Source organism: Bacillus sp. AFS098217 (assembly GCF_002551815.1).
In the GTDB taxonomy this organism is placed as follows: Bacteria; Bacillota; Bacilli; order Bacillales; family Bacillaceae_G; genus Bacillus_A.
Genome location: NZ_NVPR01000062.1, coordinates 91,683 through 105,845, shown reverse-complemented (window position 1 = coordinate 105,845; position 14,163 = coordinate 91,683). Strand labels below are relative to the sequence as shown.

The following is a 14,163-nucleotide window of genomic DNA, read 5'->3' as shown; positions in this document are numbered from 1 at the left end:
TTGCAAACAAAGGCTACAAACAAGCTTGCCTAAGCAACTCTGCATTATTAAAAGGTATTAATACATTAGACGGCTATGTAACATTTGAAGCAGTTGCAGAAGCGCATGGTTTACAATATGCTGATGCGAAAGAGCTTCTTGAAAAAGCTCCTGCTTTATCATAATAGAAATGATTTTGAGACCCTCTTCGTATAAGGAGGGTCTTTTTATATTTAAATATTAGAATGCATATTGTATAATGTGAATGAATGGAGTTGGAGGTGGGAACATGGGGTATATTGCTGAGATATTATCATTTTGTCTACTAGCAGTAGGAATTGGTATGATGAGTTTAGGAAAGAAAAACGCTGACCAAAAGATAAGAGGAATCGGAATTGGGATTGTGGCATGCGTGATTATTTTAGTTTCACCGGATGTTATAACTGGATTTATAAAAGGCTGGATTTCAGCAGGAGATAGTACGTTTTCAATGAAATAAAAAAGATGCTTTCTAATTTTACTCACAATACGAGAAATTAGAGAGCATCTTTTTATTTTAAAATTCTTAAAAATGGGATTTTCTTCTTGTTAAAATTATCTACCTTATGATAGGTTTGAATTATATAGAAGAGGCTTTAAAGCAAGAGAGGGGAGCAATTTGGGAAGAAAAAGTAATAAGAAAAAGAAAAAAAGATCACAGAAACATGAAGCATTTCAAAAGAAACAAACGAATATAACGATGCAACAAGATTCGAGCTTCCATACATATAATTTACTTAGGTCTATCGCTATCATTATTTATGTTATCATTTGTGTTTTTTCTATTGGTGGATTTATCTTGTTAGATATACAGCCAAGATTTCTTAAGAATACTTTAATATCAATTTTTATGATTATAACAGTATGTATATATGGTCTGGCTTTTTATAAAATATGGCCAAAACATGAAAGGAAAGATGAGTGGGAAAAGAGACGAAAGGAGCAAAGAAAAAGGCAATCTTCTTATGCTTCCAGTTCATCAAGTGGAATGATCGATTACAGTGATAGTGATTGTAGTAGTTCAAGTGATGGCGGCGGTGCGATTGTGGTGGCGGAGACTAGAGGTGAGTAAAATTATCTTGAAATATTTCACTATTCAGAATGAGATGGAAGATCACAGAGAGGGCGTACAGCAATGAATTTAGCAAAAGAACTAGAGGAAAACATACAGGAGAAAAGTGAACTGAATGAGATGAAAGAAGCGATTGTTAGCTTAGAACAAACTGTACAAGAGCTAAAAGAAGAAGTGAAAAAAGCAAGGAAGCAGAAAAAGACGTTTGATTTTGGAGAAATGGGTTTTTGGGCTTGTGCGATTATCATTGCAATTGGATGGTTTTGGGGGAAGTAGTAAGTTGATTAGGGGATGGGAATAAAGATGGAAAAGGTAAATTTATTAGAACTCACAAAAGATATTACAGAGCAGCACAAAAATTTTGTTGTATCAAATGTGAATAACCATTGTTTACGGATTGCGGTGTTTACAGGTGAATATGATTGGCACTTTCACTCCAATTCGGATGAATTATTTATGGTACTCGAAGGAGAATTACTGATTGATTTTCAAGATAAGGATACAGCTGTACTAAAACCGAACGATTCTATTTTAATTCCAGCAGGTACTATCCACCGAACAAGGGCTTTGCAGCGAACTGTGAATCTTTGTTTTGAAAACTTAGAGGCAGATACGGTTATTGTGGAGAATGTATGAAGAAGATAGCCTTAGCAAAATATCATACGATTCTTCCAGTTTTAGAGGCGAACAAACAGGCATCTACTTTTGCTTATGCAGTATGTGACCGAATCATAGATGGTGAGATTGTTGTAAATGAAAGATCAACAACAGGATTAATTGCGACTGTTAATGGCATTTACTATCTATTTGGAGATGCTCACGATCAGGAATTTCAACATACTTTGTTTTCGTATATTGAAAAAGACGTTTTAAGCAAGGAGAAACGGTTTACACTCTTTACTTCTAGTAAAGAGTGGGAGATGGCTATTGAAAATCATTTCAAGGATTCTTTGAAGAAAATTCCGCGAAAAACATTTCAATTTCAGAGGGATATTTTTGAAGATAGAAAGAGAGAATTAGATGATTTTACACACGAGATTAAGCGGATTGATAAAAATATAATTGAAAAAAGTACCGAATTTACGGAGCGATATTATAAAGAGTATTGGGGATCAAAAGAAGCGTTTTTGAATGATGGTTTTGGATTTTGTATTGTACAAGATCAAAAGGTGGTTGCAGAATGTGTGTCAATTTTTAGAGGGAATGGTTTTGCCGAAATTGACATCGCAACGCATCCAGACCATCAAGGAAAAGGATTAGCTCGGTTAGTTGCAACATATTTCATAGACCACTGTATCCAACATCATATTACGCCATGTTGGGATTGTAATATAGATAATATTTCTTCTCAAAAGCTAGCGAGGAAACTAGGTTTTGATTATTCAGAGGAATACGTTTTATATGTACGTAAGAAGATGGGGGAATAAAAGATGAATGTAGAATTAACAAGATTCAAGGTGAAACAAGGAAAAAGCCACCGTGTTGATGAATGGATGAAGCTACTCAATGATCATATGAAAGAATTATTATTAACATTAAACGACGAAAAAATGTATGTAGAGACAATTTTCCGGGAAATAAGAGATGGAGAAGAATACTTATATTGGTACTCTGTCCAAGGAGAAGGCGGGATAGATGTCGAAAATTCCCAGCATGAAATTGATAAAAAGCATTTAGAGTTTTGGTATGAATGTATTGATGAGAAGGAACCGGCTGTAGATATGAAAACAGAGGTTGTTATGATTCAAGATACTGTCAAAGAAGCGATGAAATAATAGAATAATATTCTTTGTATGTATGGATAAAAGCGCATCAAAATATATATACATCAATTAAAAAACGACATAAACCCCCTCCTTTTAGGTGGGAGAGAGCATCTGGCCATGCATAGAAGCGGTCAGGCCTTTTTCTGCCACATNNGAGCAAACGAGTGTAGGTTACTTTGTATTCTGCATAGCAGGGACTTAGATGTCGAAAAATTAAGATGGATTTATATAGATGGGCTTTTTTCTGTGAAAAGAATTTAATTTGAAGCACTGTTCAAGTATGAAAAGAAGAAACCGAGACAGTCTTTTTGTGTGTGAAACAAGCAAAAAGACAATACGAAAATTTATGATTGGTATGACTATTTTTGTATGTAATTTTACATATCCAAATAAAGTAAAATGATATATAAAGGATCATTAAATTATATTAAAAATATTTTTTTGCAAGGGATTAATATAAATCAATGAAAATCATTACATTTTATATTTAATTATCAGAGTATAATTATTTCACTTAGTAAAGTGGTTAGTATCATTTAATTTTTCGAATATAATATTTTTGCAATGTTAATATAAATTATCTGAATCATCGAATAAAAATGATGGAATTTTATTGTTTACTTATAAAAAACATAGTGTTTAAATGGGGGCGTAAGGACCTTACATTCTATGGAAGCAAATAATAATGAGAGTTTTTAACACTCTATCCGAAAGAACTCTTCTTTCTCAAGCGTGTGCAAGGAGAGAAAACAACAGTAGTTCGTTGAAAATCTAGGAATATAGAACTTAAAATCACAACCTATGGAGGAAGATGAAATGATAAATAAAATCCCTTACAAACTACTCGCTGTATCGACGTTTTTAACTATTACAACAGCTAATGTAGTTACACCAGTAACAGCTTTTGCAAGTGAAATTGAACAAACTAACAATGGGGATATTTCTCTTTCAGCAAATAAAGAACAGATGAAAAAAGCTTTGCAAGATGCTGAGGTATTTGCAAAATCCATGAATGGATATTCTTATATGTTAATTAATAATCCAGATGTGAATTTTGAAAGAATTGATATGAAAGAGTCTCCAAATTTACCTAATCAAATTGTACAAGATCAAAAGAACGCAAGAGAGCATGCTGCTAAATGGGATACACAAGTAAAAAGACAGCTTTTAAATACATTGACAGGCATTGTTGAATACGATACACAATTCGACAATTATTATGATGCGTTAGTAGAGGCGATTAATGAAGGGGATGGAGATACTTTAAAAGAAGGGATTACAGATTTACGAGCTGAAATTCAACAAAACCAAGAGCATACACAAAAATTAATACAAGAATTAACTAAGTTAAGAGACAATATTGGACAAGATGTTAAAGCATTTGGAGACCATAAGGACCTCTTAAGTTCGATTTTAGAAAAACAATCAGCTGAGATTAAAGAAGATGAAAAACGCCTAAATGAAATTTTAGCGAAAATAAATCATTATAACAAATTAAAATCTGATGGATTCAATGTAATGAAGGGTGCTGTTTTAGGCCTACCGTTGATTGGTGGAGTAATAGTAATTGTAGCAGAAGATCAATTAAAAGAGTTACAACCGTTAGTAGCACCATTATTAGCAAAAGTAAATCAGCCTGTAGATCATAAAGTAACATTAAATCGTGTAGTTGGAGTTACGTATAATAATATTAATGAGATGCATAATGCGATTGACGGAGCTATTAATGCTCTTACTTATATGTCTACGCAATGGAATAATTTAGATTCTCAATATACAGCGGTACTAGGGCATATTGAGAATACATCTGAAAAAGCTGATCAAAACAAATTTAAATTCTTAAAACCTAACTTGGATGCAGCTAAAGATAGTTGGAAAACATTTAAAACAGATGCGTCTATATTAAAAGAAGGAATAAAAGAATTAAAAGTGGAACCTGTTACTCCACAACAATAGGGAATATAGATTCTGTTACAAAATTGTCCGAAACATAGAAAATCTAGGGTTACATCGTTAAAATGTAATTTAACAATTCTTTATACACCGAAAAGGCGGAGTCTGATTCAAGACTTCGCCTTTCACTTGTATATAAGTGTCAAAAACTTTGCAACAGAACCCGTTCATCTATATATATATATATATATATATCAATTGAAAAACCGACATAACACCCCTCTTTTTAGGTGGGAGAGAGTATCTGGCCGTGCATACAAGCGGTTAGGGCCTTTTTCTGCCACATGCGAAGTAAAAACAGAACGAGCAAACGAGTATAGGTTACTTTTTATTCTGCATAGCAGGGAGTTAGATGTCGAAAAATTAAAATGGATGTATATACTTCATTTCAGAATATTTGATCCCTCACCTATCTTCTTTGCTTCCTCCTCAATCTTAAGGTGAGGTCTTGCTACCCGTTAATGAGGGATTAAATTCCACTCTTTATTATTTTTCATTTTATACTCTTCAAGCGTTTTAGCTACTATATAGTTATCCTTGTTTCTCGCTTTTTATTCTCCAGGTGTATTTAGTTTATACCTATACATTTAGAAATTTTTTTAGCATACCTCATCTTATTCTCCGTCTAAAAAACTTTCCCCCTGCAATGTTTATGGAAAATATAATTCCTATTTATAGATAATAATTTTATAGATTATTTATCGTTGATATGACCATATTGATATGCAATTTTACATTTCCCAAATAAAGTAAACCGATATACAAGGTACTATTAAATTATATTGAAAACATTTTTTATCAAGCGATTCATATAGAGAGATGAAAAGTATTATATTTTATGCTCAATTATCAGATTATAATTATTTCACTTAGTGAAGTGATTCTTGGTATTTAATTTTCTAGATATAATGTTTTCCCTAATATGAATATTAAAAATCTGAATCTTCGAATAAAATCGAGGGAATTTTATTATTTACTTATTAAAAACATAATGTTTAAAATGAGGGCGTAAGGTCCTTACATTCTATGAAAGTAGATAATAACGAGAGTTTCTTGATTTAACACTCTATCCGAAAGAATTCTCCTTCCTCAATTGTGCAAGGAGAAAACCGAACAGTAGATCGTTCAAGATATATGAATAAAATTGTAAAAAGACAATAGTGAAGAGGTGTACGGAATGAAAAATAAAATACTTACAGGATTTTTAATCACATCAATTGTTACTGGGGCAGCTATTCCTATCAATACTCTCGCAGCGCCAATTGTTCAGGCAGAAATGCAGCAAGAGAAAACGGATATTTCCCCATCATTACGAAAATTAGGTGCACAATCTAAATTAATCCAAACATATATAGATAAAGCTTTAATGAGTCCTAATGTACAACTAGTGGAAGTTCCATCTTTAAATACGAACCAATCCCTAATCAAACAAGATATGAACGAATGGTCATCAGAACTTTATCCAAAATTAATTCTATTAAATTCAAAAAGTAAAGGATTTGTAACTCAATTTAATAGCTATTACCCAACATTAAAACAGTTTGTAGACAATAAAGAAGATAAAGAAGGGTTCTTGGATAGACTTGAAGTTCTTCAAGATAAAGCTACGACAAACCAAGAAAACGTACAACGTCAGATTAATGAATTAACAGATCTTAAATTACAGCTTGATACAAAACTTAAAGATCTCGATACTGATGTGACAAAAGCACAGGGTGTATTAAGTTCAGATGGAACAGGGAAAATAGACCAACTAAAAAATGAATTACAAAATACCCAAAAATCAATTCAAAATGATTTACAACAAATAGCATTGTTACCAGGCGCTTTAAATGAACAAGGATTTAAGATATTCCAAGAAATCTATAGTCTTTCAAAAGATGTCATTGATCCGGTTGCTCAAACAGCGGTGGCAGCGTATAACAAAGGAAAAGAAATTAACAACTCTATTTTAGAAGCAGAGAAAAAAGTAGAGCAAGAATTGAAAGAAAAGGGTAAATCTGCTTTAGAGATTGAAGCTGCCAAAAAAGAAGCTCGTGAAGCAATTGAGAAAAGCAAACAAGCTGAAATAGCTGCAGCTGCAGTTACAAAGACAAAAGAGTATGACCTTACGAAAGTTATTGACCCTGAAAAAATCAAAAAAACATATGGTACCTTCGCTGAAGTAAATCGACTAACAGCAGAGCAGCGAGCACATTTAGATGATTTAGAGAAACAAAACCAAAAATTATATGATTTAACAAAGAACCTAACAGTAGCAGATTTACAAAAATCAATGCTTCTTATTATGCAAAATGATTTACATACATTTGCGAATCAAGTAGATGTAGAACTTGACCTACTAAAACGCTATAAAGAAGATTTGAATCTAATCAAAAATAATATTACAAAATTATCTAATAATGTTGATACAACTGACCAGCAGTCTCAAAAAGATACATTAAGACAATTAAAAAATGTAACAAGTTACCTTGAAGAACAAGTTAATAAGTTTTAATATTGCGAATTTAATAAAAAATATAAAGATTATAAGAATCTATCAAAAAACTGAGAAGGAGAATAGTTATGAAAAAACTTCCATTTAAAGTGTTAGCTGTAGCCACTCTAGCAACATTTATAACTGCTACTAACGGTAACACTATTCATGTATTTGCACAAGAACAGACCGCTCAAGAACAAAAAGTAGGGAATTATGAATTAGGGCCTGAAGGGCTGAAGAAGGCATTAGCTGAAACAGGATCTCATATTCTTGTAATGGATTTGTACGCAAAAACAATGATTAAACAACCAAATGTAAATTTATCCAATATTGATTTAGGTCCAGAAGGAGCAGAATTAATTAAAAATATTCACCTTAATCAGGAACTGTCACGAATCAATGCGAATTATTGGTTAGATACAGCGAAGCCGAAGATTCAAAAAACAGCACGTAATATTGTAAATTACGATGAACAATTTAAAAATTATTACGATATATTGGAAGCTGCTGTACAAAAGAAAGATAAAGCAGAGTTAAAAGAGGGTCTAAATGATTTAATCACTACAATTAATACAAATTCAAAAGAAGTTACAGAAGTAATTAAGATGTTACAAGACTTCAAAGCAAAACTGTATGACAATTCTATAGGGTTTAAAAATAATGTTGGTGGCCCAGATGGGCAAGGTGGATTAACGGCACTACTAGCCGGAAATAATGCCCTGATTCCACAACTTCAAGCTGAAATTGAGAAGCTACGTTCTACTCAGACAGAGCATTTTAACAATGTATTAGCATGGTCAATTGGTGGTGGATTGACAGCAGCCCTTTTAGTTATTGGAACCATTGCAGGAGCGGTAGTAATTGTTGTGACTGGCGGTGCAGCAACACCAGCTGTTGTTGGTGGCCTTACAGCTCTCGGCGCAGCTGGTATCGGTTTAGGAACAGCATCTGGTGTCATGGCGTCTAAGCATATGGACTCCTATAACGAAATTTCTAAAAAAATCGGAGAATTAGGTACGAAAGCCGATCTTGCTAGCCAAGCAGTTATTTCGCTTACTAACGCGAAAGCAACTTTGACAGATCTGTATCAAACAGTGGATCAAGCGATACTGTCTCTAACAAATATCCAACAACAATGGAATAAAATGGGGGCTAATTATACAGATTTACATGACAATATCGACTCTATGCAAGAACATAAATTCTCTTTAATACTTGATGATTTGAAAGCTGCTAAACAAAGTTGGAGTGATATTCATAAAGATGCAGAATTCATTTCGAAAGACATCGCTTTTACACAAGAAGCAAAGAACTAAAAATCAAAACCTATATAGGAGGAATATGAAATGATGAAAAAAATCCCTTACAAAATACTCGTTGCATCAGCGCTTTTAACGATGACAACAACTTCTGTAGTTTCGCCAGTAGCAACTTATGCAAGTGAAATTGAACAAACTAACAATGGAGATACATCTCTTTCAGCAAATGAACAGAAGATGAAACAAACCTTGCAAAAGGCTGGATTATTCGCAAAATCTATGAATGCCTACTCTTATATGTTAATTACAACCCCAGATGTAAATTTTGAAGGAATTAATATTAATGGGTATTCAGATTTACCAGGTAAAATTGTACAAGATCAAAAGAATGCAAGAGCACATGCTATTACATGGGATACGCAAGTAAAAAAACAGCTGTTAGATACATTGACAGGCATTGTTGAATACGATACAACATTTGATAATTATTACGACACAATAGTAGAGGCGATTAATAAAGGGGATGGAGATACTTTAAAAGAAGGGATTACAGATTTACGAACTGAAGTTCAACAAAACCAAAAGGTTGCACAAAAGTTAATAGAAGAATTAACTAAATTAAGAGACGCTATCGGACAAGATGTTAGGGAATTCGGCAGCAATAAAGATCTCTTACAGTCAATTTTAAAAAACCAAGGCGTTGATGTTGCAGCCGATCAAGAGCGTCTAGATAAAATTTTAGGATCAGTAAATTATTATAGACAATTAGAATCTGATGGATTCAATGTAATGAAGGGTGCCATTTTGGGCCTGCCGTTGATTGGTGGTTTAATAGTACTTACAGCACAAGAGAGTTTAAAGAAATTAGAGCCGGAATTAGCAGAATTACGTAAGACTGTAGATTATAAAGTAACATTAAACCGTGTAGTTGGAGCTGCCTATAATAATGTTGATCAGATGCATCAAGCGCTTGATGATGCTATTAATTCTCTTACTTATATGTCCACGCAATGGCATGATTTAGATTCTCAATATTCAGGAGTACTAGGACATATTGAGAAAGCATCTGAAAAAGCTGATCAAAATAAATTTAAATTCTTAAAACCTAACTTGAATGCAGCTAAAGACAGTTGGAAAACATTACACACAGATGCGCTCACATTAAAAGAAGGTATCAAAGAATTAAAAGTGGAGCCTATTACTCCACAATAATAGGGAAAGATTACTTCTGTTGCATGCCCGAAACATAGAGAATCTATGATTACATTGTTAAATAGCCATACAATAATTAATAATTCCTTATATACCGAAAAGGCGAAGTTTGATTTAAGACTTCGCCTTTCACTATAAATTCTCTTTAATATTTGATGATTTTAAGGCTGCTAAACAAAGTTGGAATGATATTCATAAAGATACAGAACTAATTTCACTTTTAAAGAAGAATAGAACTTACAATCAAAGCCTACATAGGAGGAATATGAAATGATCAAAAAAATCCCTTACAAACTACTCGCTGTATCAACGTTTTTAACTATGACAACAACTTATGCAGTTACACCAATAACAGCTTTTGCAAGTGAAATTGAACAAACTACTACTAGCGATATATCTCTTTCAGCAAATGAAGAACAGATGAAAAAAGCTTTGCAAGATGCTGCGGTATTTGCAAAATCCATGAATGACTATTCTTATTTGTTAATTAATAATCCAGATGTGAGTTTTGAAGGCATTACTATTACTGGGTATGCAGATTTACCTGGTAAAATTGTACAAGATCAAAAGAATGCTAGAGAACATGCTGTTAAATGGGATACACAAGGAAAAAAACAGCTTTTAGACACATTGACCAGCATTATTGAATACGATACAAAATTTGAAAATCATTATAAAATATTAGTAGAGGCGATTAATACAGGGAATGGAGATGCTTTAAAAAAAGGGATTACAGATTTACGCGGTGAAATTCAACAAAACCAAGAGTATGCACAAAAGTTAATAGAAGAATTAACTAAGTTAAAAGCCGATATTGGACAAGATATTAGAGAATTTGGAAGTGATAAAGATCTCTTGCAATCGATTTTAAAAAACCAAGGAGCTGATGTTGAAGCCGATCAAAAACGTCTAAATGAAGTTTTAAGGGACATAAACTATCAAAAAGACATAGAATCTAAAGGATTGACAATGGTGAAAATTCCTTTTCTCCCTACACTGATTGCTGGTGGTATAATGATAGGTGATGCAAGAAGTAAGCTAGGCTGGTTAGAGCCGCAATTAGCACAATTACGTCAGACTGTAGATTATAAAATAACATTAAATCGTGTAGTTGGAGTTGCATTTAATAATATTAGTGAGATGCATAGTGCGATTGATAAAGCTATTAATGCTCTTACTTATTTGTCTGCGCAATGGCATGATTTAGATTCTCAATATTCGGGAGTACTGGGGCATATTGAGAAGGCATCTGAAAAAGCTGATCACGAGAAATTTAAATTCTTAAAACCTAACTTGGATTCAGCTCAAGTTAGTTGGAAAAGATTGGCGACAGGTGCAATCACATTAAAAGAAGGGGTCAAAGAATTAAAAGTGGTACCTCCACAAAAATAAGGAAATATCGGTTCTTTTTTAAAGCTTTTCAATAAACATGGCAAACTTAAGTTTCTGCTATGTTAAAATATTTTGTGATTTGTGATACATGAAAAAAGCGGAGTCTGATGAAGATTTCGCTTCTTATATGGGATATAAGGCTCTTTTACTTATGGAAGAAATACTGTTAGAGCATTAATACCGTGGTTATTCCACGTTGTAATTAATCAGCGCCGCGGTTTATATCGGAAAGAAAAACGATTAAATCAAGTTACAAGGGGCACCATATATAAGCAGCTGTAAGAGGTGTAACAGTTGAGAAATGTCGATTATAACAGACAAATAAGAATAGTTAGAAAATTTATGCTATAATATGATGAAAAAGGGGGCAAATATGAAGCAAATACATGGAGCAATCTATATCTACATAACAATGTTTTTTATTGGAGTATCTTATTGTTTAGGGCATTCATACTCGCACCCGATTTTAACTTTTTTGAGCGGTGCATGTATGGCTATTGCGATTTTTGTACACCTTTTCTCGGTTTGGATTGTGAAGTTTCAACTCAATATTAGTGAGATGAAAGAAGGTACTTTTTGAGAGACCTTCTTTTTTAATAGTATTGGCGTAATTCCTTTAATAATTTTTTAACCTCGCTTTTGAGTTCTTTGTATATAGAAAGTGCTCGTAATCGGAAGAATAAGCTTCGTAAAAATGATAGCTAAAAAGAAAAAAGGTAGCACTCTCGCTACCTTTTTTCTTATTTCACAAACTGTAATTCTTTCGGGAATTTCGTTAAAATTTCTGATCCGTCTTTTGTGATATAAACATCATCTTCAATACGAACGCCACCTACATTTGGTACGTAAATACCTGGTTCGATTGTGAAGACCATACCTTCTTTTAATGGAGAGTGGTTGCCTTCTTTTACATCTGGATATTCGTGTACACTAATTCCAAGTCCATGACCAAGGCGGTGCGGGAAGAATTCTCCGTAGCCTGCATCTGCGATTACAGAGCGAGCAGCGTGATCGATTTCGCCAAGTGTAACGCCTGGTTTACATGATTCGATTGCTTGTAATTGACCTGCTAGTACAGTGTTATAAATGCGTGTTTGTTCTTCGGAAATGTCGCCGAATGCTACTGTACGTGTAATGTCAGAGCAGTAACCATCAATGATTACGCCTAAGTCAAATAATACAAAGTCACCGCGCTTCATTTTGTTACCACCTGGTATACCGTGCGGTAAGGCAGAGTTTGCACCTGTTAATACCATTGTGTCAAAGGACATTTTATGTATGCCTTTTTTCTTCATTTCATGTTCGATAATTGCTAATACTTCTAATTCGCTGCGATCTTCCTTGATTGCATTTACACCAATTTCAACAGCATAATCAGCCATGTAAGCCGCTTGGCGTAAGATAGAAAGTTCTTTTTCGTCTTTAATTAAACGAAGTTCGCGTACTTTTTCTTCCGCAGATTTGAAAGATGCTTTTGGGAATAATTTTGTTAATGCTTCATAGCGTTCTACATTTAAATGTTCTTTTTCAATTGCAACTGTATTTACACTAATATCGCGGTCTTTAAGTGCTTTCGCAATCATATCCCATGGTTTATCAGTGTCGGTAAACCCGATGATTTCATGTGCCCAGCCAGCATTTCGAGCTTGGCCTTCTTCCATTTTAGGACAGATTAAAATGGGTTCTTTTTCTTGGAATACAAATAGACCGAGTAGTCTTTCGTGTGGTTCACAATGGAAGTTCGTCATGTAGAAGACGTTCGGTGTAGAAGTTAAAAATGCAGCCTCCACGTTTTGTTCTTGTAGCCATTGCATTAAATTTTCTAATCTAGTATTCATAGATTTGCACCTCCAGGATTTCAGTTACATATATAACTTTACATCGGATGAAAGAGTTATGACAAGTAAATCGATGTTAGAAAAGACAGGGAATTGTGAAATCATGTAGAATAAAGGGTGTGAATGTGAATAAGGGAGGAATATAACAATGAAAGTATCTTATCATGGGCATTCAGTTGTAAAGATTGAAACGAATGGAAAGGTCATTTTAATTGATCCGTTTCTAACAGGGAATCCGAAAACGGATTTAAAAGCTGAAGATGTAAAGGTAGATGTAATTATTTTATCACATGGACATGGTGATCACGTTGGTGATACAGTAGCGCTTGCGAAGAAAAATAATGCGGTTGTTGTAGCACCATTTGAATTGGCAACATTTTTAGGATGGCAAGGTGTGAATACACATCCGATGCATATTGGCGGATCACATGTATTTGATTTTGGAAAAGTGAAGTTTACACAAGCATTCCATGGATCTAGTTATATTGATGAAGAAAACAAGACGATTACATATACGGGAATGCCAGCTGGAATTTTATTTACGGCAGAAGAGAAAACGATTTATCATGCAGGGGATACGGCTTTATTTTCTGATATGAAGTTAATTGGATCTCTTAACAACATTGATTTAGCATTTTTACCGATTGGTGATAACTTTACAATGGGACCGGAGGATGCGGTTTTAGCTGCAGAATGGATTGGTGCAAAAACAGTTGTGCCAATGCACTATAATACGTTCCCGGTCATTGAGCAAGACCCGCACCTTTTCGTTCAAAAACTAACAAATCAAACAGGAAAGGTATTAGAAGCGGGAGAAAGTATTACACTATAGAAAAGAAACCCTTCATTTGAAAAGACAAGTGAAGGGTTTTTATGTGTGCAGTATAGGTTTGAAAGTATGTGTTTGTTTTGTTGATTCTGTAAATTCCGGTACTGTTTGTTCTGGTGCTTCATTTAATTCCATTGCAACTTTTTTCCCATCAACGAAAGCTAAAAATACAGCACCTACAACTTCTAACAATTTTTTCATTTTCATTCGCTCCTTTATTTGATTTCTTGTCTTTATTGTATCTTGGAGCTGGCGGACAAACTATCGAATGAGATGACAATCACATTACACTGTTGTAAGAATTTTACTGATGGAATGTAATAGTTATTTTGTTATAAAAAAAAT

The 14,163-nt window shown here is 33.7% G+C and carries 14 protein-coding genes and 4 pseudogenes; 15 read left to right on the top strand and 3 right to left on the bottom strand.

What is annotated here, in order from left to right; all coding sequences use genetic code 11:
* The 14 genes and pseudogenes from COO03_RS17750 to COO03_RS17685 form a co-directional block, all read left to right on the top strand.
* Window positions 1-164, top strand: a pseudogene (locus COO03_RS17750) (alanine dehydrogenase); the annotation flags it as partial.
* A 104-nt stretch (window positions 165-268) separates the two neighbouring features.
* On the top strand, window positions 269-478 hold the full coding sequence (locus tag COO03_RS17745) for a hypothetical protein (RefSeq protein ID WP_097898422.1): 210 nt from the start codon (window positions 269-271) through the stop codon (window positions 476-478).
* A 159-nt stretch (window positions 479-637) separates the two neighbouring features.
* The gene (locus COO03_RS17740) at window positions 638-1,090 is read left to right on the top strand and encodes a hypothetical protein (protein ID WP_097898421.1); all 453 of its coding nucleotides are present in this window, start codon (window positions 638-640) and stop codon (window positions 1,088-1,090) included.
* Window positions 1,091-1,153: 63 nt separating this feature from the next.
* Window positions 1,154-1,366 (top strand): phosphodiesterase, encoded by a 213-nt coding sequence (locus COO03_RS17735; RefSeq protein WP_097898420.1) that lies wholly within the window; start codon window positions 1,154-1,156, stop codon window positions 1,364-1,366.
* A gap of 27 nt (window positions 1,367-1,393) precedes the next feature.
* Complete coding sequence (locus tag COO03_RS17730) at window positions 1,394-1,726, top strand: cupin domain-containing protein (RefSeq protein WP_097898419.1); 333 nt, start codon at window positions 1,394-1,396, stop codon at window positions 1,724-1,726.
* On the top strand, window positions 1,723-2,517 hold the full coding sequence (locus tag COO03_RS17725) for a GNAT family N-acetyltransferase (protein ID WP_097898418.1): 795 nt from the start codon (window positions 1,723-1,725) through the stop codon (window positions 2,515-2,517). Before COO03_RS17730 ends, COO03_RS17725 begins: the two co-directional genes overlap by 4 nt.
* 3 nt (window positions 2,518-2,520) lie before the next feature.
* A complete protein-coding gene (locus tag COO03_RS17720; protein WP_097898417.1) occupies window positions 2,521-2,865 on the top strand; it encodes a DUF6176 family protein in 345 nt (114 codons plus the stop codon).
* An 807-nt stretch (window positions 2,866-3,672) separates the two neighbouring features.
* Window positions 3,673-4,812: an HBL/NHE enterotoxin family protein gene (locus tag COO03_RS17715; protein ID WP_097898416.1), complete on the top strand. Its 1,140-nt coding sequence runs from the start codon at window positions 3,673-3,675 to the stop codon at window positions 4,810-4,812.
* 1,174 nt (window positions 4,813-5,986) lie between these two features.
* Entirely contained in the window at window positions 5,987-7,306 is a 1,320-nt protein-coding gene (gene hblC, locus COO03_RS17710) for a hemolysin BL lytic component L2 (protein WP_097898415.1), read from the top strand.
* A 68-nt stretch (window positions 7,307-7,374) separates the two neighbouring features.
* Window positions 7,375-8,604 carry a hemolysin BL lytic component L1 gene (gene hblD / locus COO03_RS17705; protein ID WP_097898414.1) on the top strand — a complete coding sequence of 410 codons (1,230 nt, stop codon included), beginning with the start codon at window positions 7,375-7,377 and terminating at the stop codon, window positions 8,602-8,604.
* A gap of 30 nt (window positions 8,605-8,634) precedes the next feature.
* The gene (gene hblA, locus COO03_RS17700) at window positions 8,635-9,759 is read left to right on the top strand and encodes a hemolysin BL binding component B (RefSeq protein WP_097898413.1); all 1,125 of its coding nucleotides are present in this window, start codon (window positions 8,635-8,637) and stop codon (window positions 9,757-9,759) included.
* 270 nt (window positions 9,760-10,029) lie between these two features.
* Window positions 10,030-11,121: pseudogene (locus tag COO03_RS17695) on the top strand (HBL/NHE enterotoxin family protein); the annotation flags it as partial.
* A gap of 160 nt (window positions 11,122-11,281) precedes the next feature.
* Window positions 11,282-11,403: pseudogene (locus COO03_RS27745) on the top strand (RNA polymerase sigma factor); the annotation flags it as partial.
* A 121-nt stretch (window positions 11,404-11,524) separates the two neighbouring features.
* Window positions 11,525-11,731, top strand: a complete 207-nt coding sequence (locus COO03_RS17685) for a hypothetical protein (RefSeq protein WP_097898411.1) — start codon at window positions 11,525-11,527, stop codon at window positions 11,729-11,731.
* A gap of 13 nt (window positions 11,732-11,744) precedes the next feature.
* On the opposite strand, the pseudogene COO03_RS17680 reads toward COO03_RS17685, so the two are convergent.
* A pseudogene (locus COO03_RS17680) lies at window positions 11,745-11,849 on the bottom strand (DUF2785 domain-containing protein); the annotation flags it as partial.
* Between the two features lie 42 nt (window positions 11,850-11,891).
* Window positions 11,892-12,989 carry a Xaa-Pro dipeptidase gene (gene pepQ, locus COO03_RS17675; protein WP_097898410.1) on the bottom strand — a complete coding sequence of 366 codons (1,098 nt, stop codon included), beginning with the start codon at window positions 12,987-12,989 and terminating at the stop codon, window positions 11,892-11,894.
* 148 nt (window positions 12,990-13,137) lie between these two features.
* Here pepQ and COO03_RS17670 point away from each other — a divergent pair, with 148 nt between their 5' ends.
* Window positions 13,138-13,821, top strand: coding sequence for a metal-dependent hydrolase (locus COO03_RS17670; protein WP_097898409.1), 684 nt, complete (start codon window positions 13,138-13,140; stop codon window positions 13,819-13,821).
* 39 nt (window positions 13,822-13,860) lie between these two features.
* Here COO03_RS17670 and COO03_RS27145 read toward each other — a convergent pair whose 3' ends face one another.
* Window positions 13,861-14,019 (bottom strand): hypothetical protein, encoded by a 159-nt coding sequence (locus COO03_RS27145; RefSeq protein ID WP_097898408.1) that lies wholly within the window; start codon window positions 14,017-14,019, stop codon window positions 13,861-13,863.
* Window positions 14,020-14,163 lie beyond the last annotated feature (144 nt).